Source organism: Roseateles sp. AC306 (assembly GCF_979253795.1).
On record NZ_CEEDEB010000009.1, the window covers coordinates 117,765 to 142,964 of the forward strand.

The 25,200-nt window shown below is 66.7% G+C and carries 22 protein-coding genes; 12 read left to right on the forward strand and 10 right to left on the reverse strand.

The annotated features are described in order from the left end of the window. Positions 1–110 precede the first annotated feature (110 nt). Complete coding sequence (locus AC0IZJ_RS17990; RefSeq protein WP_471852514.1) at positions 111–623, reverse strand: RecX family transcriptional regulator; 513 nt, start codon at positions 621–623, stop codon at positions 111–113. Between the two features lie 19 nt (positions 624–642). Then, positions 643–1,680, reverse strand: coding sequence for a recombinase RecA (gene recA, locus AC0IZJ_RS17995; RefSeq protein ID WP_471852517.1), 1,038 nt, complete (start codon positions 1,678–1,680; stop codon positions 643–645). Positions 1,681–1,831: 151 nt separating this feature from the next. On the opposite strand from recA, the gene AC0IZJ_RS18000 reads away from it, so the two are divergent. Beyond that, positions 1,832–2,503, forward strand: coding sequence for a response regulator (locus AC0IZJ_RS18000; RefSeq protein WP_394468476.1), 672 nt, complete (start codon positions 1,832–1,834; stop codon positions 2,501–2,503). Further along, entirely contained in the window at positions 2,504–4,021 is a 1,518-nt protein-coding gene (locus AC0IZJ_RS18005; protein WP_471852521.1) for a sensor histidine kinase, read from the forward strand. Here the strand turns inward: AC0IZJ_RS18005 and rodA are convergent. The 5 genes from rodA to AC0IZJ_RS18030 are packed head-to-tail and all read right to left on the reverse strand — an operon-like array spanning position 3,999 to position 9,752. Then, on the reverse strand, positions 3,999–5,153 hold the full coding sequence (rodA, locus tag AC0IZJ_RS18010) for a rod shape-determining protein RodA (RefSeq protein ID WP_471852524.1): 1,155 nt from the start codon (positions 5,151–5,153) through the stop codon (positions 3,999–4,001). The two genes, AC0IZJ_RS18005 and rodA, sit on opposite strands and share 23 nt — an antisense overlap. Next, positions 5,150–7,168 (reverse strand): penicillin-binding protein 2, encoded by a 2,019-nt coding sequence (mrdA, locus tag AC0IZJ_RS18015; protein ID WP_471852527.1) that lies wholly within the window; start codon positions 7,166–7,168, stop codon positions 5,150–5,152. Before mrdA ends, rodA begins: the two co-directional genes overlap by 4 nt. A 6-nt stretch (positions 7,169–7,174) precedes the next feature. Further along, positions 7,175–7,696: a rod shape-determining protein MreD gene (gene mreD / locus AC0IZJ_RS18020; RefSeq protein ID WP_471852530.1), complete on the reverse strand. Its 522-nt coding sequence runs from the start codon at positions 7,694–7,696 to the stop codon at positions 7,175–7,177. Further along, on the reverse strand, positions 7,693–8,685 hold the full coding sequence (gene mreC / locus AC0IZJ_RS18025; protein WP_471852533.1) for a rod shape-determining protein MreC: 993 nt from the start codon (positions 8,683–8,685) through the stop codon (positions 7,693–7,695). The genes mreD and mreC overlap by 4 nt, the downstream gene beginning before the upstream one ends. Before the next feature lie 23 nt (positions 8,686–8,708). Further along, positions 8,709–9,752, reverse strand: coding sequence for a rod shape-determining protein (locus AC0IZJ_RS18030; RefSeq protein WP_348009276.1), 1,044 nt, complete (start codon positions 9,750–9,752; stop codon positions 8,709–8,711). A 474-nt stretch (positions 9,753–10,226) separates the two neighbouring features. Here AC0IZJ_RS18030 and gatC point away from each other — a divergent pair, with 474 nt between their 5' ends. From gatC to gatB, 3 genes are read left to right on the forward strand one after another with little or no spacing between them, the layout of a single operon-like run. Further along, the gene (gatC, locus tag AC0IZJ_RS18035) at positions 10,227–10,526 is read left to right on the forward strand and encodes an Asp-tRNA(Asn)/Glu-tRNA(Gln) amidotransferase subunit GatC (RefSeq protein ID WP_471852537.1); all 300 of its coding nucleotides are present in this window, start codon (positions 10,227–10,229) and stop codon (positions 10,524–10,526) included. Further along, the gene (gene gatA / locus AC0IZJ_RS18040) at positions 10,523–12,010 is read left to right on the forward strand and encodes an Asp-tRNA(Asn)/Glu-tRNA(Gln) amidotransferase subunit GatA (RefSeq protein ID WP_471852540.1); all 1,488 of its coding nucleotides are present in this window, start codon (positions 10,523–10,525) and stop codon (positions 12,008–12,010) included. Before gatC ends, gatA begins: the two co-directional genes overlap by 4 nt. Positions 12,011–12,012: 2 nt before the next feature. Beyond that, a complete protein-coding gene (gene gatB, locus AC0IZJ_RS18045; protein ID WP_471852543.1) occupies positions 12,013–13,461 on the forward strand; it encodes an Asp-tRNA(Asn)/Glu-tRNA(Gln) amidotransferase subunit GatB in 1,449 nt (482 codons plus the stop codon). 33 nt (positions 13,462–13,494) lie between these two features. Here gatB and AC0IZJ_RS18050 read toward each other — a convergent pair whose 3' ends face one another. The 3 genes from AC0IZJ_RS18050 to AC0IZJ_RS18060 form a co-directional block, all read right to left on the reverse strand. Then, complete coding sequence (locus tag AC0IZJ_RS18050) at positions 13,495–14,190, reverse strand: hypothetical protein (protein ID WP_471852546.1); 696 nt, start codon at positions 14,188–14,190, stop codon at positions 13,495–13,497. Positions 14,191–14,197: 7 nt separating this feature from the next. Then, on the reverse strand, positions 14,198–14,872 hold the full coding sequence (gene pyrE / locus AC0IZJ_RS18055; RefSeq protein WP_471852549.1) for an orotate phosphoribosyltransferase: 675 nt from the start codon (positions 14,870–14,872) through the stop codon (positions 14,198–14,200). 233 nt (positions 14,873–15,105) lie between these two features. Then, positions 15,106–17,376 (reverse strand): TonB-dependent receptor, encoded by a 2,271-nt coding sequence (locus tag AC0IZJ_RS18060; protein ID WP_471852551.1) that lies wholly within the window; start codon positions 17,374–17,376, stop codon positions 15,106–15,108. 181 nt (positions 17,377–17,557) lie between these two features. Here AC0IZJ_RS18060 and AC0IZJ_RS18065 point away from each other — a divergent pair, with 181 nt between their 5' ends. The 7 genes from AC0IZJ_RS18065 to AC0IZJ_RS18095 all read left to right on the forward strand — a co-directional run bounded on the left by AC0IZJ_RS18065 (position 17,558) and on the right by AC0IZJ_RS18095 (position 25,199). Beyond that, a complete protein-coding gene (locus AC0IZJ_RS18065; RefSeq protein ID WP_471852554.1) occupies positions 17,558–18,349 on the forward strand; it encodes an exodeoxyribonuclease III in 792 nt (263 codons plus the stop codon). Between the two features lie 192 nt (positions 18,350–18,541). Further along, positions 18,542–18,937, forward strand: coding sequence for a hypothetical protein (locus tag AC0IZJ_RS18070; RefSeq protein ID WP_471852556.1), 396 nt, complete (start codon positions 18,542–18,544; stop codon positions 18,935–18,937). 35 nt (positions 18,938–18,972) lie between these two features. Then, positions 18,973–19,806: a hypothetical protein gene (locus AC0IZJ_RS18075; RefSeq protein WP_471852558.1), complete on the forward strand. Its 834-nt coding sequence runs from the start codon at positions 18,973–18,975 to the stop codon at positions 19,804–19,806. A 198-nt stretch (positions 19,807–20,004) separates the two neighbouring features. Next, complete coding sequence (locus AC0IZJ_RS18080; RefSeq protein ID WP_471852561.1) at positions 20,005–20,514, forward strand: L,D-transpeptidase; 510 nt, start codon at positions 20,005–20,007, stop codon at positions 20,512–20,514. Between the two features lie 192 nt (positions 20,515–20,706). After that, positions 20,707–22,146, forward strand: a complete 1,440-nt coding sequence (locus AC0IZJ_RS18085) for a hypothetical protein (RefSeq protein WP_471852564.1) — start codon at positions 20,707–20,709, stop codon at positions 22,144–22,146. A gap of 154 nt (positions 22,147–22,300) precedes the next feature. Beyond that, on the forward strand, positions 22,301–23,842 hold the full coding sequence (locus AC0IZJ_RS18090; RefSeq protein WP_471852567.1) for a peptide MFS transporter: 1,542 nt from the start codon (positions 22,301–22,303) through the stop codon (positions 23,840–23,842). A 175-nt stretch (positions 23,843–24,017) separates the two neighbouring features. Beyond that, positions 24,018–25,199: an efflux RND transporter periplasmic adaptor subunit gene (locus AC0IZJ_RS18095; RefSeq protein ID WP_471852570.1), complete on the forward strand. Its 1,182-nt coding sequence runs from the start codon at positions 24,018–24,020 to the stop codon at positions 25,197–25,199. The last annotated feature ends 1 nt before the right edge of the window (position 25,200 follow it).

Genomic DNA, 25,200 nt, shown 5'->3' on the forward strand with positions numbered 1-25,200 from the left:
CTTTGCCTTAGGGGGCCAGAGGCTTGTAACCGGTGAACCGCCGTTTCGGGGCAGCCGGCAATGTAGCACGGGGGGTGAAAATCACCCCTGCGCGCTCTGGCAAGCCGCTCTTAGGCCTTGAGCAAGCGGCGCACCACTTCGGGGGCAAAACCCCGGGCAAGCAAAAACCGGCTTTGGCGTGCCTGTTCGGCGACGCCTCGGGCAGGTGCAGCCCCGAAACGTTTCAGCCAGACCTCGCGGGCGCGCTCCAACTCGGTCCCGCGCAAAGCGGCCTGCTGCTCGGCGTCCAATTTCAGCCCATGCTGCGCGAGTTCCTGCTGGATGCGCTGGGCGCCGAAACGGCGGGCGCGCAGATGCAGGCGAGATTCGACGAAGCGGGATTCGTCCAGATAGCCGCTGGCGGCAAGGGCATCGAGCAGGGCGTCGACCGCAGACTCGCTGGGTTCAGCGTCGTAGTCTGAACCGGCGTCGTTACCGTCGTCCGCAGTTTGAGCCGCCGCGAGGCGAGCATGCCGTTGCCGTTCGATGCGCATCAGCTTGCGCCGCAGCTCGATCCGGCTGTGATCACGTTGAGCCAGCAGGCCGATGGCGCGAGCCTTCAGCGACAGCGGCGCACGCACCATGGCAAACCGCCGGAGGGGCTTATTCCGGTGTCGCGGTGGTCAGCAGCGCCACACCCAGCGATTCGCGGATCTTGTTCTCAATCTCGATGGCCACGTCGGGGTTTTCACGCAGGAACTCGCGAGCGTTGTCCTTGCCTTGCCCAATCTTTTCGCCCTGGTAGGCGTACCACGAGCCGGACTTCTCGACGATCTTGGCGACGACGCCCATGTCGACGATCTCGCCCTCGCGGCTGATGCCCTCGCCATAGAGGATGTCGAACTCGGCTGTCTTGAATGGCGGGCTGACCTTGTTCTTGACGACCTTGACCTTGGTCTCGGAGCCGATGACTTCCTCGCCCTTCTTGATGGAGCCGATACGGCGGATGTCCAGGCGCACGGAGGCGTAGAACTTCAGCGCATTGCCACCGGTGGTCGTTTCGGGGCTGCCGAACATGACGCCGATCTTCATGCGGATCTGGTTGATGAAGATGACCATGCAGTTGGTCTTCTTGATCGTGGCGGTCAGCTTGCGCAGCGCCTGGCTCATCAGACGGGCCTGCAGGCCGGGCAGGCTGTCGCCCATTTCGCCTTCGAGTTCGGCCTTGGGCGTCAACGCCGCAACCGAGTCGATGACGATGAGGTCCACCGAGCCGGAACGCACCAGCGCGTCGACGATCTCGAGCGCCTGCTCGCCGGTGTCAGGTTGGCTGATCAGCAGTTCCTGCAGATTGACGCCGAGTTTCTGGGCGTACTGGATATCGAGCGCGTGCTCGGCGTCGATGAAGGCACAGGTGCCGGCGAGCTTTTGCATCTCGGCGATGACCTGCAGCGTCAACGTGGTCTTGCCCGAAGACTCGGGGCCGTAGATCTCGACGACGCGGCCGCGCGGCAGGCCGCCGACGCCCAGCGCGATGTCCAGGCCAAGGGAGCCGGTGGAGACGACCTGGATGTCTTCAATGACCTCGCCTTCACCCAGACGCATGATGGAGCCCTTGCCGAACTGCTTCTCGATCTGGGCGAGGGCGGCTTGCAGGGCCTTGGCTTTTTCGGTGTTCAGGGCTTTGACGGGGGCGTCCATGCTGGTCTCCAGATGCAGTGAGTGAATTATGGGCCAATCTGTATGTTTGTACAGTGGTTTGTCCCCAGGATTGATGAGCATGCTAGGTGCCAGCTGGCTCATGGCGTGAGCCAGCTGGCCAACGCCTAACATCCGCAGCGGAGACAAGACGATGCGCATCCTGATTGCCGAAGATGACCAAGTGCTGGCCGATGGGCTGTTGCGCGCATTGCGCGCGTCGGGCTATGCGGTGGACCGCGTCAGCAGCGGCACGGAGGCCGATTCGGCGCTGGCCACGCACGAGTTCGATCTCGTGATCCTGGACCTCGGCCTGCCGCGCCTGCATGGGCTGGAGGTGTTGCGCAAGCTGCGCGCGCGCGGCTCGACGATGCCGGTGCTGATCCTGACCGCAGCGGACAGCGTCGAGCAGCGCGTCAAGGGCCTGGACCTGGGCGCCGACGACTACATGGCCAAGCCCTTCTCGCTGCAGGAGCTAGAGGCGCGTGTGCGGGCACTGACCCGGCGCGGCCTGGGCACGGCCAGCAGCGTCATCAAGCATGGGCCGCTGACCTTCGATGCCACCGGTCGCGTGGCCTACATCAACGAGCAAATGCTTGAGCTGTCGGCGCGCGAGCTGTCGCTGCTGGAGGTGCTGCTGCAGCGGGCCGGGCGGCTGGTCAGCAAGGACCAGCTCGTCGAGCGGCTGTGCGAGTGGGGCGAGGAGGTCTCGAACAACGCGATCGAGGTGTACATCCACCGGTTGCGCAAGAAGATCGAACAGGGACCGATCCGCATCGCGACGGTCCGCGGCCTCGGCTACTGCCTAGAGAAAATCTCGTCGTAAATGCCGGCAGAGAACGGCGCCAACCCGCAGCAGCAGGGTTCGCTGTTCGGCGAGATCCTTGATTGGATGCTCGCGCCGCTGTTGCTGATCTGGCCGATCAGCGTGGCGCTGACGTGGCTGGTGGCCCAGGGCATTGCCAGCCGGCCCTACGACCGCGAGCTGGGCGAGATGGCGCGCAGCCTGGGGCAGCAGGTGGCTGCCCCCGACGCGCCGGCGCGCAGCCGCGACCGCTACGCCCTGGCGCCCGAGGCAGCGGCGCTGCTGCGGGTGGACGCTTCGGACACCGTTTTCTACCAGGTGCTCGGCCTGCGCGGCGAGCTGCTCAGCGGCGACGCGACGCTGCCGGTGCCCAGCGAGGACGGCGCCATCGTGCCCTGGGAGCTGCACTTCCGCGATGACGAGGTGGGCGCGGATGCCGTGCGGGTCGCCTACCTCTGGGTCGCACCCGAGGGCCAGGCGGGGCAAGCCAGGACCATGCTGGTACAGGTGGCCGAGACGCTGGGCAAGCGTGGGCGGCTGACGAACGAGATCATCAAGGGCGTCATCCTGCCGCAGTTCGTCATCCTGCCGCTGGCCGTGTTGCTGGTGTGGCTGGCGCTGGCGCGCGGCATCGCCCCGCTGAACGAGCTGCAGCGGCGCATCCGTTCGCGCGAGAGTTCAGACCTGTCCCCCATCGACGAGCAGCGCGTGCCCGACGAGGTAGCGCCGCTGGTGCAGGCCATCAACGACCTGCTGGCGCGGCTGGATTCATCGATGAGCCGGCAGAAGCATTTCCTGGCCGATGCGGCGCACCAGCTGAAGACGCCGCTGGCGGGGCTGCGCACGCAGGCCGAGCTGATCCAGCGCGAGATCGACGCCGGCCGCGCCTCGCCCGAGGAGTTGAAGCGCTCGCTCGCCCACATCGCCCGCGCCAGCGAGCGGGCGGCCCATATGGTCAACCAGCTGCTGTCGATGGCGCGAGCAGAGGATGCCGAGCAGGCCATGCGGCGTGAGCCGCTCAACCTGGCCGAGGTCGCCGTCGACACGGTGCGCGACTTCGTGCCACGCGCGTTGGAGCGGCGCATCGACCTCGGCTACGACGGCGTCGTGCCGGAAGACAGCCGGCTGCGCGTGCAGGGCCAGCCGGTGCTGATCGGCGAGCTGATCCGCAACCTCGTCGACAACGCACTGCTTTACACACCGGCCGGCGGCCTGGTGACGGTGCGTGTCGTGGAGGATCCGTTCGGCCAGGTCGTCGTGCTGCAGGTGGAAGACACCGGGCCGGGCATTGCGCCGGCTGAGCGGGAGAAGGTCTTCCAGCCCTTCTACCGTTCGCTGGGCAGCGGTGCGGAGGGCTCGGGCCTGGGGCTGGCCATCGTCAGGGAGATCGTGCAGCAGCACGAGGCCGAACTGACGCTGGACGACACGCGTCTGCGCCGCGCGGCGGGCGGGGAGTCGCCGGACGGGCAGGGGCCGGGCGCGCGGTTCACGATCCGCTTTCCTGCCGAGGTACCGGCTACGTCTTCACCAGCTTCTTGACACGGGCGATCGACATCAGCAGGCCGAGGCTGAGCCCAAGCGTCACCATGGCCGTGCCGCCATAGCTGACAAAGGGCAGGGGCACGCCGACGACAGGCAGGATGCCGCTCACCATGCCCATGTTGACGAAGACGTAGGTGAAGAAGGACAGCGTCACCGCGCCGGCCATCAGCCGCGTGAACAACGTGGGTGCGTCGGAGGCGATCATCAGGCCGCGCAGGATCAGCGCCGTGAAGCCGGCCAGCAGCGCCAGCGCGCCGAACAGGCCGAACTCCTCGCCGAAAGCCGCGAAGATGAAGTCGGTGGTGCGCTCGGGAATGAACTCCAGGTGGGTCTGCGTGCCCTTCATGAAGCCCTTGCCGGTCAGGCCGCCGGAGCCGATGGCGATCTCGCCCTGGATGATGTGGAAGCCTTTGCCGAGCGGGTCCTTGGACGGGTCCAGCAGCGTGCAGATGCGGTGCTTCTGGTAGGGCTTGAGCACCGGCCAGGTCACCTCGGGCTGGCAGATCTGTTCCTCGCTGAGCACCAGCGTGGTGGCGCCGGCCGCGGCGAGCACCAGGGCCGGGGCGATCAGCTTCCAAGGCAGGCCGGCGAAGAAGATCACGTACAGGCCCGCGGCCAGCACCAGGATGCCGGTGCCGAGGTCAGGCTGCTTGGCGATCAGGAAGAAGGGCAGCAGCAGCAGCGCGAAGGCGGCGACGAAATCCGGCCAGCGCAGGATGCCCTCGCGCTTCTGGAACCACCAGGCCAGCATCAGCGGCGTGGCGATCTTGAGCAGCTCGGACGGCTGGATCTGCGTGATGCCGATGCTGAGCCAGCGCGTCGCGCCCTTCTTGGTGACGCCGAACACGGCGGTCGCGATCAACAGCGCCAGGCCGAGCGTGTACAGCGGGATCGCCAGCGCCATCAGCTTCTGCGGCGGCACCTGGGCGACGATGAACATCAGGCCCAGCGCCAGGGCCATGTTGCGGCCGTGGTCGACGAAGCGGGTGCCGTGGTCATAACCCGCCGAGTACATGCACAGCAGGCCCCAGCCACACATCCACAGCACGGCAAGCAGCAGCGGGATGTCGAAGCCGATCAGCCAGGGTCGCAGCCGGCTCATCAGCGGCGGGCGCTCGATGACGGTCATCGCGAAGCTCCTGACGCAGGTGCAGGTGCGGAGGCTGCGGACGCCGCTGGCGACGCAGGCGAAGTGGGCGGCAGCAGCGGCACGTCGGCCGCCTTGCGCGGCACGCCGATGGGCGCGAAGGTCTGGCCCAACTGCGTCTTGGCGATGTCTTCCTCGCTGGGGTAGACGCCGGCGAGCAGATAGTCGAACACGCGGCGCGCGATGGGCGCCGCAGACATCGAGCCATAGCCAGCGTTCTCGACGATGACGGCCAGCGCAACGGTCGGGTTGTCCACAGGTGCGAAGGCGACATAGAGCGAGTGGTCGCGCTTGCGCTCGTCCGCCTTGATGTTGCTGTACTTCTCGCCGGCCTTCAGGCCGATGGCCTGGGCGGTGCCTGTCTTGCCGCCGCTCTGGTAGGGCGCGTTCAGGAAGGCCAGGCGCGAGGTGCCTTCCAGCGTCACGCCGTTCATCGCGTTCTGGATGACGGCGACATCGGCGGGCTTCAGCGAAAGCGGCTCCAACGCGTCGCTGGCGATGCGGCGCTGCTCGTGGCGCACGACGTCCTCAATCTCGCGCACCAGGCGCGGCTTGAAGCGCTGGCCGCCGGAGGCGATGGTCGAGTAGGCGTTGGCCATCTGCAGCATGGTGAAGTTGTTGTAGCCCTGGCCGATGCCCAGCGAGATCGTCTCGCCGGGAAACCACTTCTGGTTCGCCGGGCTCCTGGCGAAGTAACGGCGCTTCCAGTCCTGCGAGGGCAGGATGCCGGTGACCTCGCCCTGCACGTCGATCTCGGTCTTGCGGCCAAGGCCGAAGGGTTCGAGCTGGTCGTGGATGAGGTCCACGCCCATCTCGTTGGCCAGGCTGTAGAAGTAGACGTTCGAGGAGCTGACGATGGCCAGGCGCATGTCCTTGGGGCCGGCGCGGTCGGTCTCGGGGCTGCCGAAGTTGCGGCCGCCGAAGCTGTAGACCAGGTTGTCCATGACGACGGTGCCGGGTGCGCGCTTGCCGCTGTTCAGCGCCGCCATGGCCATCAGCGGCTTGAAGGTGGAGCCCGGCGGGTAGGTGCCGCGCAGCGCGCGGTTCAACAGCGGCTTGTCGATGTCCTCATTGAGCTCCCGCCAGGAGTCCGCGTCGATGCCGTCGACGAAGAGATTGGGATCGAAGCTGGGCTTGGACACGAAGGCCAGCACCTCGCCGTTGCGCGGGTCGATGGCCACCAGCGCGCCGCGGCGTTCGCCGTACAGCCGCTCCACCAGCGCCTGCAGTTTGATGTCGATGGACAGGTTCAGCGTGTTGCCGGGCGTGGGCGGCTTGTGGTCCAGCCGGCGCACGGCGCGACCACCGGCACTGGTCTCGACCTGCTCGAAGCCGGTCGCCCCGTGCAGTTCCTTCTCGTAGGCCTGCTCCAGGCCCAGCTTGCCGATGTACTCGGTGCCGCGGTAGTTGGAGATGTCCTCCTCCTCCCACTCGTCCATGGCTTTCTTCTCGGCCTGGTTGATGCGGCCGATGTAGCCGATCAGATGGGCACCCACCTCGCCCAGCGGGTAGGAGCGGAACAGACGCGCCTTGATCTCCACGCCGGGGAAGCGGTAGCGCTGGGCGGTGAAGCGCGCCACCTCCTCGTCGGTCAGCTTGGTGCGGATGGGCAGGGAGTCGGTGTGTTTGGCTTCATCGAGCAGGCGCTTGAAGCGGCGCTTGTCGCGGGGCTGGATCTCGATCACCTCGCCCAGGGCCTCGATGGTGGCGTCCAGGCTGGCGACCTTGTCCGGGTTGATCTCCAGCGTGTAGGCCGAATAGTTGCTGGCCAGCACGACGCCGTTGCGGTCCTTGATGAGGCCGCGGTTGGGCACGATGGGCACGATGGCGATGCGGTTGGACTCGGCCCGCTCGGCAAAGTTGTCGTACTGCCAGACCTGCAGCCACACCAGGCGCAGCACCAGCAGGCCGAAGCAGAACAGCACGAAGGCGCCCGCCGCCAGCACGCGCAGCCGGAAGCGGGACAGCTCCTGGTGGAGGTTCTTGAGGACGACCACTTGGGTTTACAGAGGCCTGTGAGCGTCGCGGTCCGGTGCACGGCGCTGCGGCGCGAGCAGCAGCACGCTGGCGACGGGCCACAGCGCGGCCTCGAACACCGGCGCCAGCAGCATGCCCCAGCCCGGCCACATGCCGCCCACGACCATGCGCACCACCAGCGCCAGCACATGTGCCGCGAAGAACAGCGGCAGTACCTGGATGGCCTGCGCGCCGACGCTGAACCACGGCAGGCGGCGGTGCAGCATGACGGCGCCGAAGCACAGGCCGCTGTAGGCGAGCGCGTGCTGGCCGAGCAGGGCGCCGTCATGCACGTCGACCGCAAGGCCGAATACGAAGGCCCACAGCACGCCGATGCGCCTGGGCTGGTGCACGCCCCAGAACACCAGGACGATGGCCAGCACATCCGGCATGGCGGCAACGCGGCCCACCGGCACCATGTCGATCATCAGCGCCACGATGAGCGTGAAGGCGATGAACCAGGGGTTGGCGGGCAGGAGCAGCTTCTCCGCGGCGCGCGGCATGATCATGGCGCTGCCCCCGACGCTTTTGCAGCGGCTTTCTCGGCGCGCGCGGCCTTCTTCACCTCGCGGGCTGTGGCCTTGGCCTCGGCAGCGGATGCGGCTTCGGCCGCCGTCGCCACCTCGGCCTCCTGCCTGGCCGCGAGATGCCGGTCCATGGGCTGCAGCACCAGCACATGGCGGGCGCTGTCGGGCTGGGCGATGGGCGCCAGCAGCACCTGGGCGAAGCTGGAGTCGGCGCGCCGGTCGACCACCGTGACCTTGGCCACCGGCAGGCCGGGCGGGTAGACGCCGTCCAGGCCCGAGGTCGTCATCAGGTCGCCCACCTTCACGTCGGCATTGGCAGCAAGAAAGCGCAGTTCCATGCCGCTGCCGTCGGCGCGGCCGGCGGCGGCGTTGCGCATCTGCGTGCGTGCGTTCAGCAGCGGGATGGCGGCGTCCTTGTCGGTCAGCAACGTCACCTCGGCGGACAGCGGGTAGACGCGCGTCACCTGGCCCAGCACGCCGCTCTCGTTGATGACGGGCGAGCCGGCCGCCACGCCCTGCGTCGCGCCCCGGTCGATGACGACGCGGCGCGAGAAGGGGTCGGGCGCCTCGAACAGCACCTCGGCAGACAGGGACGGCACCGCCGCCGCCGGCCGCAGGTCCAGCAGCTTGCGCAGGCGCTCGTTCTCCGTCTGCAGCGCCTCGGCGCGCGACAGGCGCTCCGCCTGCTCGGCCAACTGGCGCCGGGCCTGGTCTTCTGCGGCCATTGCGCGCTTGGTGCCGCGCAGGTAGTCGCCGGCGGTCTCCCAGGCGTCCACCGGCGTCTGCATCAGTCGTTGAACGGGCTGCAGCACCAGGGCCAGTGCGGCGCGGGCCGGGTGCATCAGCTTGAAGCGGGCATCGGCCACCATCAATACCAGGGCCAGTGCCGAACACAGCACGAGCTTGGTCAGCGCCGACGGACCCTGGCGGAAGAACGGCGGTGGGGAGCGGTCTAGGGTGCCGAAGGGCATGGCGCGCGCGGCGCGTTAGGTGCTTATTCGGACGTGAAGATGGAGCCCAGGCGCTCCATGCGCTCCAGGGCCATGCCGCAACCGCGCACGACGCAGGTCAGCGGGTCTTCGGCCACCAGCACCGGCAGGCCGGTTTCCTCGCCGAGCAGGCGGTCCAGGTCGCGCAGCAGCGCGCCGCCGCCAGTCAGCATCATGCCGCGCTCGGCGATGTCGGCGCCCAGCTCGGGCGGCGTCTGCTCCAGCGCGTTCTTCACGGCCGAGACGATCTGGTTGAGCGGGTCGGTGAGGGCTTCCAGGATCTCGTTGGACGAGATCGTGAAGCTGCGCGGCACGCCTTCGGAGAGGTTGCGGCCCTTGACCTCCATCTCCTTGACCTCGCTACCAGGGAAGGCGCTGCCGATGTTCTTCTTGATCGACTCGGCCGTGGGCTCGCCGATCAGCATGCCGTAGTTGCGGCGGATGTAGTTGATGATCGCTTCGTCGAACTTGTCGCCGCCGACGCGGACCGAGCCCTTGTAGACCATGCCGCCGAGCGAAATGACACCGACCTCGGTGGTGCCGCCGCCAATGTCGACGACCATGGAGCCCGAAGCCTCGCTGACGGGAAGACCGGCGCCGATCGCGGCGGCCATGGGTTCCTCGATCAGGTAGACCTCGCTGGCGCCGGCGCCAAGGGCCGATTCGCGGATGGCGCGGCGCTCCACCTGGGTGGAGCCGCAGGGCACGCAGATGATGATCCTCGGGGACGGCTTGAACGTCTTCGAATCGTGGACCATCTTGATGAACTGCTTGAGCATCTGCTCGGTGACCGTGAAGTCGGCGATGACGCCGTCCTTCATCGGCCGGATGGCCTCGATGTTGCCGGGCACCTTGCCCAGCATGGCCTTGGCCTCGCGGCCGACGGCCTGGATGGTTTTCTTGCCGTTGGGGCCGCCTTCATGGCGGATGGAAACGACCGACGGCTCGTCCAGGACGATGCCTTTGCCGCGCACGTAGATCAGGGTGTTGGCGGTGCCGAGGTCGATGGCGAGGTCGGTCGAGAAATAGCGGCGCAGGGAGGCGAACATGGGTGGGCGCGAAAGGAGCCTCGCCGGCGGGCGCGGCTCTGAAAATGGGGGTGCTTAAAGCAGCGAGGCCGCCCGGACAGCGACGAAATCAGTCGCTGAAGGAGCAGCCCCGAAGGCCATGAAGATGGACGGCGATAATAACTGAACCCCTTCGTTTTGAGCCCGCCAATGTGGGCCTGGTAACACGATGGCAATGGGTCGCGAAGGCCCTTGGCAAGCGGCCAATCAAGGCGCAGCGCGCCGTCCGCACTCGCGTGCGGGCAAGCGGTGCAACGCCGAGTGGCTGCTTGCCAAGGGCCTTCCCGGAGGGTTGGGGTCAAAAGGACCGCGCGCGGCGTTGCAAATCCTCGCCGGGTACCCAACCCGGCTGCGGTTTGCGCCTTGCTCGCGGCCCATTTGGCCCCAACGCGGCCCATTGCCATCGTGTTACCAGGCCCCGGCTTTCTGCTCAATCCTTACTTCTGAAAACGACTCATGAGCCTCACTCCCGATGACGTGAGCCGCATCGCCAACCTGGCCCGGCTTGAACTGCAACCGGCTGAATCTGCGGCGCTGCTGGGCAACCTGAACGACTTCTTCAAGATCGTGGACCAGATGAGCGCTGTCGACACCACCGGCGTCGAGCCGCTGTACACGCCGCTGTCGGCCGTGCAAGAGGTGGCCCTGCGACTGCGCGAAGACGCCGTCACCGAGAGCAACCAGCGCGAGCTGAACCAGCGCAGCGCCCCGGCCGTCGAGGACGGCCTTTTCCTCGTTCCCAAGGTCATCGAATGAAGCCCGTTCACGACATGGGCGTGGCCGAGCTGGCCGCCGCCCTGAAAAGCCGTGCCGTCTCCAGCCGCGAGGCCACGCAGGGCCTGCTCGCCCGCATCGCCGCCCACGCCGGGCTCGGCGCCTTCCTGCACGTCGACACCAACGGCGCGCTGGCCCGCGCCGACGCCGCCGATGCCGTGCTGGCCGCTGGCAATGCCGGCCCGCTGACCGGCGTGCCGATTGCGCACAAGGACATCTACGTCACGGCCGACATGCCGACGACGGCCGGCTCCAAGATCCTGGCCGGCTACCGCAGCCCCTTCGACGCCACCGTCGTCGCCAGGCTGAACGCTGCCGGCACGGTGGCGCTTGGCAAGCTGAACTGTGACGAGTTCGCGATGGGCTCGGCCAACGAGAACAGCGCCTACGGCCCGGCGCACAACCCGTGGGACCTCGGCCGCGTGCCGGGCGGCTCATCCGGCGGCTCGGCCGTGGCTGTGGCCGCGCGCCTCGCGCCCGCCACGACCGGTACCGACACGGGCGGTTCCATCCGCCAGCCGGCCAGCTTCACGGGCATCACGGGGATCAAGCCAACCTACGGCGTCTGCTCCCGCTACGGGATGATCGCGTTCGCGTCCAGCCTGGATCAGGCCGGCCCGATGGCCCGCTCGGCCCAGGACTGCGCGCTGCTGCTGTCGACGATGAGCGGCTTCGACGAGCGCGACGCGACGAGCGTGCAACAGCCGCCACAGGATTTCCATGCGCAGATGCTCCTGGCCCGAGAGGGCGCGAGCGCGGGCAAGCCGCTGGCCGGCCTGCGCATCGGCCTGCCGAAGGAGTTCTTCCCAGCCGGCCTGTCTGCCGATGTGAACGCTGCCGTGCGCGCCGGCCTGGCCGAGCTGGAGAAGCTGGGCGCCACGCTGGTGGACCTCAGCCTGCCGCGTACCGAGCTGGCCATCCCCGTCTACTACATCATTGCCCCGGCGGAGGCGAGCTCCAACCTGAGCCGCTTTGACGGCGTGAAGTTCGGCCATCGCGCAGCCAAGTACGACGATCTGCTCGACATGTACAAGAAGACGCGTGCCGAGGGCTTTGGCCCCGAGGTGAAACGCCGCATCATGATCGGCAGCTATGTGCTGTCGCACGGCTACTACGACGCCTATTACCTGCAGGCCCAGAAGCTCCGTCGCATGATCGCGGACGACTTCCAGCAGTGCTTCGCTCAGTGCGACCTGATCGCCGGCCCGGTGGCCCCGACCGTCGCGTGGAAGCATGGCGAGGGCAAGGACAACCCGACCCAGGCCTACCTTGCCGACATCTTCACGCTGCCCGGCTCGCTGGCGGGCCTGCCGGGCATGAGCGTGCCGGTCGGCATGGGCGAAGGCGGTATGCCGGTTGGCCTGCAACTCATCGGCAACTACTTCAAGGAGGGTCAGTTGCTACACGCGGCCCACGCCCTCCAGCAGGCGACCGACTGGCACCAGCGCGCCCCGGCAGGATTCTGAACATGGCCACTTCCAAGCTTATCCGCGGTTATGAGGTCGTCATCGGCCTCGAAAACCACGTCCAGCTCTCCACGCAGAGCAAGATCTTCAGCGGCAGCTCCACCGCCTTCGGCGCTGCGCCCAACACGCAGGCGTCGTCGGTGGACCTGGCCCTCCCCGGCACGCTGCCGGTACTCAACCGTGCCGCCGTCGAGCGCGCCATCCGCTTCGGCCTGGCGGTGGGTGCCAAGGTCGCGCCGCTGTCCATCTTCGCGCGCAAGAACTACTTCTACCCGGATCTGCCCAAGGGCTACCAGATCAGCCAGTTCGAGATCCCGGTCGTGCAGGGCGGCTCGGTCGAGTTCTTCGTGGGCGACGTCAAGCACAAGGTCAACCTGACGCGTGCCCACCTGGAAGAAGACGCGGGCAAAAGCCTGCACGAGGACTATCACGGCCAGTCGGGCATCGACCTGAACCGCGCCGGCACACCGCTGCTGGAGATCGTCTCCGAGCCGGACATGCGCTCAGGCGCTGAAGCCGCCGAGTACGCCAAGACGCTGCACGCGCTGGTGATGTGGTTAGGCATCTGCGACGGCAACATGCAGGAGGGCTCGTTCCGCTGCGACGTCAACGTGTCGGTGCGCAAGCCCGGCGAGCCTTACGGTACGCGCCGCGAGATCAAGAACCTGAACAGCTTCCGCTTCCTGTTGCAGGCGGTGGACTACGAGGTCAACTGGCAGATCGACGAGATCGAGGACGGCCGCAAGATCCAGCAGGCGACGATCCTGTTCAACCCCGACACCGGCGAGACCCGCGCGATGCGCAGCAAGGAAGACTCGGCCGACTACCGCTACTTCCCCGACCCGGACCTGCCGCCGCTGGTCATCGCGCCTGAATGGGTGGAGCGGGTGCGTGGCGAGATGCCCGAACTGCCGCGCGTGATGGCGGCGCGCTTCGAGAGCGTGGACGGCCTGCCGGCCTATGACGCAACCATGATGACGCAGAGCCTGGCGACGGCGCGCTACTACGAAGCCGCCAAAGCGACTGGCGCGGCACCAAAGCTGGTCGCCAACTGGGTGATGGGTGAGATTTCGCGTCGGTTGAATGCCGAAGGCCAGGACATCGACGCCGCGCCGGTCGGCCCCACGTTGCTTGGCCAGCTGATCGGGCGCATCTCGGACGGCACGATCTCGAACAACGCCGCGCGGCAGGTTTTTGAGGCGTTGTGGAGCGGCGAGGCGAGCGACGTGGACACCCTCATCGAGGCCAAGGGCCTGAAGCAGGTCAGCGACACCGGCGCCATCGAGGCCATCCTCGACGAGGTGCTGGCGGCCAACCAGAAGTCGGTTGACGAATACCGCGCGGGCAAGGACAAAGCCTTCAACGCACTGGTCGGCCAGGCGATGAAGGCGACCAAGGGCAAGGCCAACCCGGCGCTGGTCAACGAGCTGCTGAAGAAGAAGCTCGGCTAAGCCCGCGGGTTTTCCTGAAGCCGCAACGCGGCTTCAGCGCTTGGGCGTCGTCGGCGGTGCCGACTTGGGCAGATCGTTCAGCGGCGGCATGGAGCCCGGTGTCGCGCCGCCCCAAAGTTTGCGCAGCCGCGCCAGCTCGGCGTCGAAGCGGGCGTTGATGCGCACGATCTCGGCCTTCTGGTTCTCGATGAGCTGCTGCTGCGCCTCGACACCGGCGTCGTTGGCATCCAGAGTCTGCTTGAGCTTGCCCGGCAGCGGCCGGCCCTTGTAGAACTCGGCCTCGTCGGTGAGCGGCTTGCGTTCCTGCCCGAGGTCCTTGATGCGGCGCTCGGAGATGCGCATGGCCTTGTTGGCGTCGTCCAGCGCGGTGTTGCGCGCGCGCTGGTGGGCCGCTTCCGTCGGGTAACGCTGCATCAGCGTGCGATCGCGGCGGATGGCGTCCAGCTGGGCAAGGCGGTCGGCAGCGGCGCGGCGGTCGGCGGCATCCTTGGCGGCACGCTCTTCCGGGCTGAGGAAGGGCGGCAGCGTCGTTCGCTGTGAGCCGTCGGCGTTCAGCACACGCTGCTCGCGCGACGTGCATTCCGGGATGGGGCGGTCGCTGGTCAGGCGTCGGCCATCGGCCGTCGTGCAGGTGTAGATGCCCTTGCCCGCAGCCGCGTCCTGGGCCTTGGCGGCAGAAGCGGACAGAGCGGTCAGCAGGGCCGCAGCAGCGACGGTCAGCTTGCGCATCGCTGGTTCAGACTCCGTATCGCTCGCGATAGGCCAGCACGGCGGGGCGGTGGGCGGCCAGCTCAGGCGCGCCATCCAGATAGGCCAGCAGGTCGGCGAGGCCAGCGATGGCAACGACCGGCAGGCCGTAGCGCTGCTGGACCTGCTGCACGGCGGACTGCGCGCTGTCGACGCCACCTTCTGCCGCCTTCTCCTGGCGGTCCAGCGCGATGGACACGCCGCAAGGCTTGGCACCGGCGGCTTCGATCATCTGGATGGACTCGCGCACCGAGGTGCCGGCGGAGATGACGTCGTCGATGATGAGCACCCGGCCCCGGACTGGCGCGCCGACCAGGGTGCCGCCTTCGCCGTGGTCCTTGGCTTCCTTGCGGTTGTAGGCGAACGGCACGTTGTGGCCGCGTCGCGCCAACTCCATGGACACAGCCGCCGCGAGCGTGATGCCTTTGTAGGCCGGGCCGAAGATCATGTCGAACTGAAGCCCCGATTGACCCGATGCGATCAGGCGCTCGGCGTAGAAGCCGGCCAGGCGGCCGAGCTTGGCGCCGTCGTCGAACAGACCGGCGTTGAAAAAGTAAGGGCTGAGCCGGCCGGCCTTCGTCTTGAACTCGCCGAAACGCAGCACGCCGGCCTGGACGGCAAAGGCGACAAAGGACTGGGCGAGCGAATCGACGGCGGACGACATGTGACAAAGATTCTATGGGTCAAAAAATGAGGCCCGACCCCTAGAACGGGCCGGGCCTGTGATGGTTTACATGGAGCCCCTCGCCCAGTCACGCGCCGCTGAACGCGGGCGTGCCTGGTCGGTCCCCCGTGGGGACGGCGATGCTTCCGGCATTGAGCCGCAAGCACATCGCCATCGCGGGCCGGCTTGGGAGCGGCCCGGCGCTCGGCCCGAAATGCGAGAGATGGCCGGGGCTAGAACGAGGCTTTAAATTGCACCCCGTAGCTGCGCGGCTCGTTGACGATGCCGGTCAGGTTGTTGAAGTCGATCGCGGCGACGACCTGGCGGTGGTTGGTGATGTTGCGCGAGAAAGCGGCGACTTCGTACTTGCCATTGGCCCAGCCGTAGCCCACGCGCAGGCCGCCTTCCAGCGCGGACTTCGCGCGGTATTCGACGGCCTCGTACAGGAACATGTTGTACTTGTCCTTGAAGGCCCAGTCGGTCAGCACGGTCAGTTCGCCGTTGCCGATCTCGGTGCTGTACTTCAGCGTCCAGTTCCAGACCACCTTCGGCGCGCGCGGCAGCGGGTTGCCGTTGATGCTGACGGTGCCGGGCAGCGCGCCTGCCGGGTCGAGCACCGTGCAGGCCGCGCCGCAGGGGGCGGCAAACAGGTTGGGGTCCTTGATCTCGGTGTCGTTGTAGGAGAAGCCGAGGGTGGTGCGCCAGTCACGCGCGATGATGGCCTGCGCATCGATCTCGAAGCCCTGGCCTTCGGCCTTGGCCGCGTTGATCAGGCGGTTCTGGTTCACGCTGCCGCTGCCGGCGGTGAGCTGCATGTCCTTGACGCGGTACTTGAACACCGTGGCGCTGACGCGGGCGGTGTTGTCGAGCAGGTCGGCCTTGAAGCCGGCCTCGACCGAGAGCACTTTCTCGGGGTTGGCCACGGAGATCGTGTCACCGAAGAGCACGCGGCCCTGGATGGACGGCGCGCGGTAGCCGGTGGCGACGCGTGCGAACACGGTGACTGCCTTGTTGAGGTTGTAGTTGGCGCCGAGGTCCCAGCTCCAGTTCGTCGACTTGGGGTTGGTCGTCAGCGGGCCGACGTTGTTGCCGCCGAACGGCGTCTGCGTGCGCGACGCGGTGAAGTCCTTTTTGTCGTCGGTGTAGCGGATGCCGCCGCGAACCTTGAAGTCCGGCGTGACGGCGTAATTCAGGTTGCCGAACGCGGCCCAGGATTTGGCGTTCTGGTTCTGCACGGCGTAGCCGTTCTGCGGGTCGCCGGCGGCGAAGGTGTCGAAATTGAAGCTGTCCACCTGCAGCTTCTCGTTGAAGTAGTACAGGCCGGCGATCCACTGAAGCGGCGCGCTGGTGTTGGACTGCAGGCGGAACTCCTGCGTCGTCTGGCGCAGCGTGGGGATGCCGTCGGCGGTTTGCGCGTCGAACGGGATGTTGGCGAGCTGGCCGCCGTAGTTCGGGCCGGACGGCGGGGCATACGGTGCGCCGAAGCCGCCGTCCACGTCGCCGCGGCTGTAGAACTTGGCGCGGTCGTGGGCAGTGATGGAGTACAGCGACACACCGTCGAAGTCCCAGCGCAGACGGGCACTGACTTCGCTGGACTTGAGCGTCTGCGAGTTGTAGCCGTCGGTCGGGTAGAACGCGTCGTCGTAGCCGTCGACGAAGTCGTTCGTGCCCTTCTTGATGATGTTGGCGCGGAAGGTCGTCGCGGTGCCCTTGAAGTCACGGGCCTGGACCTTGAACAGGCCGGAGAAGCCGCCGTTCTTGTAGGCGGCCTGCACGCGCAGCGCCTTGTCGTTGTAGCCCTCGAGGTCGGCCGTCGCGCCGGCTGTCGCGGCGATGGGGTTGTGCACGCGGTTGTCCTGGCGCTGCACGATGCCGGCCACGCGCATCTGCCAGTCGTCACTCAGCGGCACGTTGACGGCAGCTTCCAGGTTGACCGAGTTCCAGCGTCCGATGCCGAGGTTGGCATAGCCTTCGAAGCGCTTGCCCGGCTTGACCGAGTCGAACTTCATGACGCCCGCCGGCGAGTTGCGACCGAACAGCGTGCCCTGGGGGCCGCGCAGCAGTTCGACCTGCTCCATGTCGAACACCGGGAATCCCTTGAGCGCAATGCTTTCCTGCACGACGTCGTCATAGACGAGGCCCACCGGCTGGGACGCGTTCATGTCGAAGTCGGTATTGCCGAAGCCGCGCACGTAGAAGCGCGGGAAGGTGCGGCCGTAGTCGGATTCGATGTTCAGGCTGGGCACCTTGCCAGATAAGGCACGGATGTCTTGGCCGCTGGCGTTGTAGGTGTCCAGTTCCTCGGACTTGATGGCCGAGATGGACTGCGGCACTTCCTTCAGGTTCTCGGCACGCCGGCTGCCGGTGACGATGACGGCCTGCAGCTGGTTCACGTCCTTCTTGGCCTCGGGCTCGGCGGCGGTCTGCGCGACGGCGGCCTGCATCGGAAAGGCCACGCCAAGCGCTAGAGCAAGCAGCGTCGGCGAAATGCGGTGATACGGCATGGGAAATCCTCGGGTTTGGCGGAGTAGACGAGCGGGACGGGCAGAACGGGCACTTGTGATGCCTCTGATTGCTACGAAATAGTAAAGATCACATGACCGTTTCGTGATGACGGCGCGCGGCGCTGTTGTGCGTTTGCTGCACTGCGATACTGAAGAAACCCAGCTCCCGGCCGATTCCTCCATGCGCTTCATCACCGCCAACCTCAACGGCGTCCGCTCCGCCGCCAGCAAGGGGTTTTTCGAGTGGCTAGACCGCCAGCAGGCCGACGCTGTCGGGGTGCAGGAGCTCAAGGCGCAGGCGGATGTCGTGGAGGCGAAGTTCCGCAGTTGCGACAGGCTCGAGGGCCATTTCCACTACGCCGAGAAGAAGGGCTATTCCGGCGTTGGCCTGTACACGAAGGAGGTGCCGAGTCATGTCATTACCGGCTTAGGGATTGCGGAATTCGACAGCGAGGGGCGCTGGGTGGAGAAGCGCTTCGACAAGCCCGGCCGCAAGCTTAGCCTCATCAGCGTCTACTTCCCCAGCGGTACCAGCGGCGAGGAGCGCCAGCAGGTCAAGTACCGCTTTCTGGCCGCGATGTACCCCCATTTGATGGCGCTGAAGGCCGAGCGCGAGTTCATCCTTGTGGCCGACGTCAACATCGCCCACAAGGAAATCGACCTCAAGAACTGGCGGGGCAACCAGAAGAACAGCGGCTTCCTGCCTGAAGAGCGCGCCTGGCTGACGCGGCTGTTCGATCTGACGGAAGGCGGCGGCCTTGTCGACGTTTTCCGCACGTTGAACGGCAAGGCCGAGCAGTACACCTGGTGGAGCGCGCGTGGCGCCGCACGCGCCAACAACGTGGGGTGGCGGCTCGACTACCACCTGGCCACGCCCGGTATCGCCGCACTGGCCAGGACGGAAGCCATCTACACGGGTGAGCACTTCAGCGACCACGCGCCGTTGACCATCGACTACGACTTCGCGCTCTGAAGGCGAGGCTTTGTATTGCCGAGGGTTAGAAACCTAACGCTACTGTGAGTAGGGCGTAACGAGTCATTTCGGAGGTGGGGAAGGTCCTACAGGGGCTTGGGCGACGGGCCGACGCCCCCTGGATAGTCAGGAACTTAGAGTGGGTTCCAGCCGGTGGAGATACCGGTCCCCGCTTTTTTAAAGGAGTTCCACATGTCCACCATCAAGACCCTTACCACTTCCCTGACCGCCGCTGCCCTCGTGACCGGCATCAGTTTCGCCTGGGCGCAGACTGAAGAGCAGTCGCCGCAGACCAATTCGACGACGGCTGCAGGCGCCATGCCCAGCGAGCAGACGCCCGCTGACCCGAACGCCGTGCCGCTGACCGACAACTCTGCCGCAATGTCGCAACAGAACGCTGCCACAAACCCGCCGCCGGTCGATAACGCACCATCCAGCGATGCCAATTCGCAGGCCACGCAAGCGACGCAGGCGCCGCTGAACAACACGGCCAGCACGAGCAGCACGGTTGACAACAGCACGTCGATCACACCGTCGACCGACGCCAGCACCAGCTACGAGCCGGCTCCCCGCGCCGACCGCAACTGAGCGGTTTTCAAGGCTGAGCGTTTCCGTCACTGACCATGCGTTTCGGATCGCCCCCCGAGGATCACGCCGCTGCCGCCAGGCGGCGTGACATCCTCGTCGGCCTGGGCCAGGGCGCGGCGGTTGCCGCCGTCGTCCTGGGCCTTCTCTACGCCTTTTCTGGTTCCCGCGTCCAGCGCGGAGCCGCACCTGCATCCACTGCGCACCCGGCCGTCGTCGCCGCATCTCCCGGCGCTGCACCCGCTTCGCCTGCCGCTGAGCGCCGACTTGACTTCGGCAGTGTCAAGGCTCCCAGCGACGTCGCCCAGGTGGCCGCGTGGGCAGTTCGCGAGGCCGACAACGGCGCGCGCCCCTTCGGCATCGTCGACAAACGGCGCGCCCAGGTCTATGTCTTCGCCCCGAGCGGCCAGCTGATCGGTACCAGCCCGGTCCTGCTGGGCTACGCGGCGGGCGACGAGACCGTGGCCGGCGTCGGCGACAAGGCCATCGAGGACGTCAAACCGCACGAACGCACCACGCCGGCCGGGCGCTTCGAGTCCTCACCCGGGCGCAATTCGCTCGGGCACGACGTCGTCTGGGTCGACTACGACGCCGCCGTCTCCATGCACCGCGTACGCGCCACCAACCCAAAGGAGCGCCGGCTGGAGCGCCTGGCCACGCCCACGGCCAAGGACAACCGCATCAGCTGGGGCTGCATCAACGTGCCGGTCGCCTTCTTCGATGAAACCGTCTGGCCCCATATCGGGCAGGGGCGCGGCATCGTCTATGTGCTGCCCGAGCGTCAGCCGCTGACCGCTTTCTTCCCTGCCGCAGCCGCCACGCAATATTTGGCGCAAGCGTCTACAGGAAAAAGTAACAACGCAAAACCGTGAAGTCCTCGGCTGTGCGCCGAGCGCCTGCTTTTTTAGACTGCCCGTCGGGCTGGTGCGAGGTCGCGCCACCCAAGTACAGCGGGGCATCGAGTGGGCAGCAGTTGGGCAAGCCGGGTCAGGGTCGGCATCACGGGCATCGTTACAACTTGGGGCGTCATCTCAATGGCGCCTGCGGCCGCGGAGGTTGCAGCGCGGCCAGTGGCGCATGACGCCCGCGATAGCCGGCCTTTCGCCATCGTCGACAAGCGTCAGGCGATGCTGTCGGTCTACGCCGCCGATGGCCGCCTGGTTGGCCGCACCGCCGCCTTGCTGGGCCTGACGCCCGGCGACATTGAACCGGCCAGCGCGCGCGGCAAGGCGCCAAGCGACCTTCAATCGCACGAGCGCGTCACGCCGGCCGGCCGCTTCGAGGCGGTGCCCGGTCGCAACCTGAGCGGCGAGCGGGTGGTCTGGTTCAACTACGACAGCAACCTCGCCATCCATCGCCTGCGCCCGGTCTCAGCGGTCCAGCGCCGCGAGGAGCGCCTGGCCTCGGCCAACGCTCAAGACCACCGCATCACGCTAGGCTGCGTCGTCGTCGACCCTGCCTTCTTCGACGAGGTCGTGCTGCCGACGCTGGGCAAGGGCCCCAGCCTCGTCTACATCCTGCCTGAGCGCGACCCGCTGATGGTCGCCGGCGGCCGCAACGCGCGCGCCGCAGCGCCGTGATGGCAACTACGTCTGCGTATCATTTCTGCAGATGATTCCAAGGCTCTTCTTTACAAGCAGGCCAAGCGGTGCCGGTAGCCTCATGGCTCGCCGCCGTATCAGTCATGTCTCTTTCTGCCGCGAGGTGGGCGCTCAAGATACGGCGTGCCAGACGCCTTGAGTGCGGATTCAGATCCACGCCAGCTAGACCGGATGGAGCTGACGGCGCTAGGCTATTTGCTTGCGCCGATGCTCTTGTTCTTATGGGGCTGGTGGCACTGGCCAATCGCACTCCTTTTCACCGGACTGCTTGCGGTCAGTAGCCACGCGGTGGTGACACGCTCACGGCGAGGAGAACGGGCGCTCGGCCCGGCGCTTTGGCTCGCGCTCGGTGCCGTCACGCTACTGTGGGTCGGCAGCAGTGGTCTGCTGGGCCGCCTGCCGCTGTCCGAAGACTGGAGCCTTCGCATGGTGGTGCTGCGCGATCTGACGGTCGGCGCGTGGCCGGTGAGTTATGGCGAGATGGTTGGCGGCGAGGCGGTACTTCGCTTTTCGATGGGCTATTACCTCATCCCTGCCGGGCTAGGCGCGTGGCTTGGGGGCGTTGAGACGGCGCGCGTTTTTCAAGGCGTGTGGACGGCGTTGGGAACGCTGCTGTTTCTGGCGCTCATCATCCAGTCGTGGCCCAAGCGACACCCTTCCGCCCTCGCCGGACTGTTGGCTTTGATGCTGCTGTTCAGTGGCATGGACATTCTTGGATTCCTCCTGGAGCAGATGCGTTCGCCCAAGCCGGGCGAGCACCTCGAATGGTGGCTGCCGGGGCTGCAGTACTCGTCTCAGACAACGCTGCTCTATTGGGTTCCCAATCACGCGCTGCCTGCCTGGCTGGGGGCGGCGCTGATCTGGCGCCATCGAGAAGACGGCCTGGCGCTCGCCCCGGCGGCACTGCTGCTCGGCGCTGCAGCGCTGTGGTCGCCACTGGCCTGTGTGGGTTTGGTGCCCTTGCTCACCCTGGCCACCTTGCAGCATCAGCCCATGCAACGCTGGCTGCACGAGTTGTTGCGACCTGGAACCCTGGCGGTGATGCCGCTGCTGGCCTTGCTGGCCATCTTCGTCAGCTTTGGCATTGTCAAAGATTTGTTGCCGATCGAGAGGCGCGAGATTGTTGACGTGCTCGCTGTCAAGGCGAACTGGTACCAGCTCGCGTGCTTCCAACTGTTGGAATGGGGTCTGCTCGCAACTGTATTGCTTCTTGCCGGGCCAGGCCGCAGGGGTTGGGTATTCTGGGCCGCCTGCGGACTGTTGGTGCTGCTCCCGCTGGTGCGTTTTGGGGGATCCAACGACCTTGTCATGCGGGCGGGCATCGCGCCATTGACCCTGTTGATGCTGTGCATCGCCCAGGTGCTGAGCGAGTCAAAGCTGCCAGCTCGCTGGCGTGTTGCGGTACTGCTGATGCTATTCATTGGCGCAGCCACAACGGGCCAGGAGTTGTGGCGGCAGACGCTGCCCGGCACCCGCTGGCCGGACCAGGGTTCCAGCATGGCCAGCTACAAGGGAACCGCTTGGCATTACGTCGGGCGCCTGGGCCCTGGCCTGCTTGCCGGAATGCTGCGCGAGCCGCAACTTTTGCCTGCGTCACGCGGCGCGCGTTGAGCCACGCAGCTGCGGGCGCCGCCAGCTTCTGCTTCATCTAGTGCGGGCAATCCCTGGGTCTCCTGCCGGCGATTTGTCCACTGCCGACCGGACAATTCCGCCCTTTCCAGCGGGTTACAGCCCGCGCCTCCCGAGTTCACTTGGAACACCAGACGTGACAACCTCCACCACCCCGGCGCCCGGGCGCGCAGCGGCCATCCTCGGCCAACCCAACCAGCTCTTCGTCCTCTTCTTCACGGAGATGTGGGAGCGCTTCTCCTACTACGGCATGCGGGCGCTGCTCGTGCTGTTCCTGATCACGGAGGCCAGCAAGGGCGGCTGGGGCTGGAGCCGCGAACAGGCGCTGAGCCTGTACGGCTGGTACACGCTGTTCGTCTACCTGACGCCCATCCTGGGCGGCTACATCGCCGACCGCTTGCTGGGCACGCGGCGCTCGGTTCTGCTGGGTGGCTTCGTCATCGCGGCGGGCCACATCGCCCTGTTCATGGAGACGACGACGACCTTCTACATCGGCCTGGGTCTGATCGTCATCGGCACCGGCCTGTTCAAGCCCAACATCTCGGCCATCGTCGGCCAGCTCTACGGCAAGGACAACGAGGGCGCCCGTGACGGCGGCTACACGCTGTTCTACATGGGCGTGAACGCAGGCGCCTTCTTCGGCATCTCGCTGTGCGGCTACATCGGCGAGAAGGTGTCCTGGAACCTCGGCTTCGGCCTGGCCGGCCTCTTCATGATCCTGGGCGCCATCCAGTTCTGGCTCAGCCAGGGCCTGTTCGGTGCCGTCGGCGACAAGATTGACGCCGCCGCCAAGAGCGCGCGTGAGGCGCTGGACGACACGCCCAAGCAGGTCGTGGCGGACCGTCTGAAGGCGATCTTCGTGTTCTCCTTCTTCACGATCTTCTTCTGGTTCGCATTCGAGCAGGCGGGCGGGTCCATGACCATCTTCGCGGCCGATTACACCGACCGCACGCTGACAGGCACCAGCGGCCTGATCTTCAAGATCATCAACACGGCGATGACGCTGGTGCCGGCTGCCATCCTGTCGTGGCTGCTGTTCAAGCTCTACCGCTCCACTGCGGGCCAGTATGCGATGGCCAACCTGTCGCTGGCCGTTGCGTTTGCCATCATCTGGGGCCTGTGCCTGTGGATGCTGGGCCGCGAGTTCGGCATGGACCAGACCGAAGTGCCGGCCACCTGGTTCGGCGTGCTGAACAGCTTCTTCATCGTCGTGCTGGCGCCGATGTTCTCCAAGCTGTGGGAGGAGAAGTGGAATCCGTCGGGCCCGGTCAAGTTCGGCGTCGGCCTGGTGCTGCTGGGCCTCGGCTTCGCCGTGCTGTCCTACGGTTCGGCCGGTATTCCGGCAGGCGCCAAGACGGCCCAGGTCAGCATGATGTTCCTCACGCTGGCCTACCTCTTCCACACCATGGGCGAACTCTGCCTGTCGCCGGTCGGCCTGAGCTACATCTCCAAATTGGCGCCGGCTCGATTGCTGGGGCTGATGTTCGGTGTCTGGTTCCTGAACTCCGCCATTGCCAACAAGATCGCCGGCTCCACCGGTTCCTACATCGACCAGATCTCGTCGACTTACTCGATGTCCACGTTCTTCCTGATCTTCACCATCATCCCCATCGCCGCCGGCTTGGTGTTGATGGCCATGACGCCGCTGATGAAGAAGTGGATGCACGGCGTCCATTGATCAGCCCTTGCCGGCTTTGCCGGACCAGAGAAGCCGCCCGTGGGCGGCTTTTCCTTTTGTTCACACTTCCCGACTGTTGACAAGGAATGTCAGCAGCCTGGACGGTCTTTAGGTTGAGGGGTAACAGTGTTACGGCGATGTGCTTACAGTCGCGCGCTTGCACTCGGAGCCCCCCATGAAAAAGACCAGCCTGGCGCTGACCCTGACCCCCCTCCTAGCCCTCCTGCTCGTCGCCTGCGGCCAGAAGCAGGACGGCGCTGGCGCCCACGGTGGTGCAGGCGGCCCGCCGCCGGTATCGGTGGCGCCCGCCACGCAGCGCCAGATCCAGGAATTCGACGAATTCACCGCGCGCCTGGAAGCGCCCGACACCGTCGAAGTGCGCTCGCGCGTCGCCGGCACCGTGGAGGCCGTGCGTTTCAAGGAAGGTCAGTTCGTCCGCAAGGGCGACCCGCTGTTCACCATCGACACGCGCGCCTTCCGCGCTGAAGTGGCGCGCGCCGAGGCGCAGATCGCCGCGCTGAAGACGCAGGCCGACCTGGCGCGCACCGACCTGGGTCGCTCCGAGAAGCTGGTCAGTGTCAACGCCGTCAGCCAGCAGGAGATCGACCAGCTCCGCTCGTCACTGCGCAGCGCCGAGGCGAACCAGAAAGGCGCCGAGGCCGCCCTCGTGCAGGCCCGCCTCAACGTCGAGTTCGCCAACGTGACGGCGCCGGTCAGCGGCCGCACCTCGCGCGCCAATGTGACGCCGGGCAACCTCGTCGGCCAAGGCGATGCGGTGCTCACGACCATCGTCTCCAGCGATCGCGTCCATGCCTACTTTGACGCCAGCGAGGCGGCTTATCTCAAGTACATGCGCGCCGCCAAGCCGGCCGACGTCATCGTGCAGATGGGCCTGTCCAATGAGCAGGGCTACCCGCACACCGGCAAGCTGGACTTTGTGGACAACCGCCTGAACCCGGCCACCGCGTCCATCCGCGCCCGCGCCGTGTTCGACAACAAGGGCGGCGAGTTCACGCCCGGCCTGTATGCCCGCCTCAAGCTGGGCGGCAGCGCCAGCTACACCGGCGTCGTCGTGCCCGACCGTGCCATCAACACCGACCAGACCCGCAAGGTCGTTTTCATCGTCGGCGCCAACAACATCGTGCAACCGCGCCCGGTCAAGCCCGGTGCTCTGTTCGACGGCATGCGTGTCGTGGACGGGATCAAGCCCGGCGAGCTCGTCATCGTCGACGGCATTCAGCGCGCCATGCCGGGTGCGCCGGTCACGCCGCAGGTGTTGAAGGTGGACGACAAGGGCATGCCCATCCCGGCTGCTCCGGCTGCTCCCGCGGCCCCGGCTCCCGCCGCCTCGAAGTAAG

Bases quoted from the DNA above. Each gene is read 5' to 3' on its own strand.
- AC0IZJ_RS17990 (WP_471852514.1), bottom strand. From the start codon at position 623: ATGGTGCGTGCGCCGCTGTCGCTGAAGGCTCGCGCCATCGGCCTGCTG.
- recA (WP_471852517.1), bottom strand. From the start codon at position 1,680: ATGGACGCCCCCGTCAAAGCCCTGAACACCGAAAAAGCCAAGGCCCTG.
- AC0IZJ_RS18000 (WP_394468476.1), top strand. From the start codon at position 1,832: ATGCGCATCCTGATTGCCGAAGATGACCAAGTGCTGGCCGATGGGCTG.
- AC0IZJ_RS18005 (WP_471852521.1), top strand. From the start codon at position 2,504: ATGCCGGCAGAGAACGGCGCCAACCCGCAGCAGCAGGGTTCGCTGTTC.
- rodA (WP_471852524.1), bottom strand. From the start codon at position 5,153: ATGACCGTCATCGAGCGCCCGCCGCTGATGAGCCGGCTGCGACCCTGG.
- mreD (WP_471852530.1), bottom strand. From the start codon at position 7,696: ATGATCATGCCGCGCGCCGCGGAGAAGCTGCTCCTGCCCGCCAACCCC.
- mreC (WP_471852533.1), bottom strand. From the start codon at position 8,685: ATGCCCTTCGGCACCCTAGACCGCTCCCCACCGCCGTTCTTCCGCCAG.
- AC0IZJ_RS18030 (WP_348009276.1), bottom strand. From the start codon at position 9,752: ATGTTCGCCTCCCTGCGCCGCTATTTCTCGACCGACCTCGCCATCGAC.
- gatC (WP_471852537.1), top strand. From the start codon at position 10,227: ATGAGCCTCACTCCCGATGACGTGAGCCGCATCGCCAACCTGGCCCGG.
- gatA (WP_471852540.1), top strand. From the start codon at position 10,523: ATGAAGCCCGTTCACGACATGGGCGTGGCCGAGCTGGCCGCCGCCCTG.
- gatB (WP_471852543.1), top strand. From the start codon at position 12,013: ATGGCCACTTCCAAGCTTATCCGCGGTTATGAGGTCGTCATCGGCCTC.
- AC0IZJ_RS18050 (WP_471852546.1), bottom strand. From the start codon at position 14,190: ATGCGCAAGCTGACCGTCGCTGCTGCGGCCCTGCTGACCGCTCTGTCC.
- pyrE (WP_471852549.1), bottom strand. From the start codon at position 14,872: ATGTCGTCCGCCGTCGATTCGCTCGCCCAGTCCTTTGTCGCCTTTGCC.
- AC0IZJ_RS18060 (WP_471852551.1), bottom strand. From the start codon at position 17,376: ATGCCGTATCACCGCATTTCGCCGACGCTGCTTGCTCTAGCGCTTGGC.
- AC0IZJ_RS18065 (WP_471852554.1), top strand. From the start codon at position 17,558: ATGCGCTTCATCACCGCCAACCTCAACGGCGTCCGCTCCGCCGCCAGC.
- AC0IZJ_RS18070 (WP_471852556.1), top strand. From the start codon at position 18,542: ATGTCCACCATCAAGACCCTTACCACTTCCCTGACCGCCGCTGCCCTC.
- AC0IZJ_RS18075 (WP_471852558.1), top strand. From the start codon at position 18,973: ATGCGTTTCGGATCGCCCCCCGAGGATCACGCCGCTGCCGCCAGGCGG.
- AC0IZJ_RS18085 (WP_471852564.1), top strand. From the start codon at position 20,707: ATGGAGCTGACGGCGCTAGGCTATTTGCTTGCGCCGATGCTCTTGTTC.
- AC0IZJ_RS18095 (WP_471852570.1), top strand. From the start codon at position 24,018: ATGAAAAAGACCAGCCTGGCGCTGACCCTGACCCCCCTCCTAGCCCTC.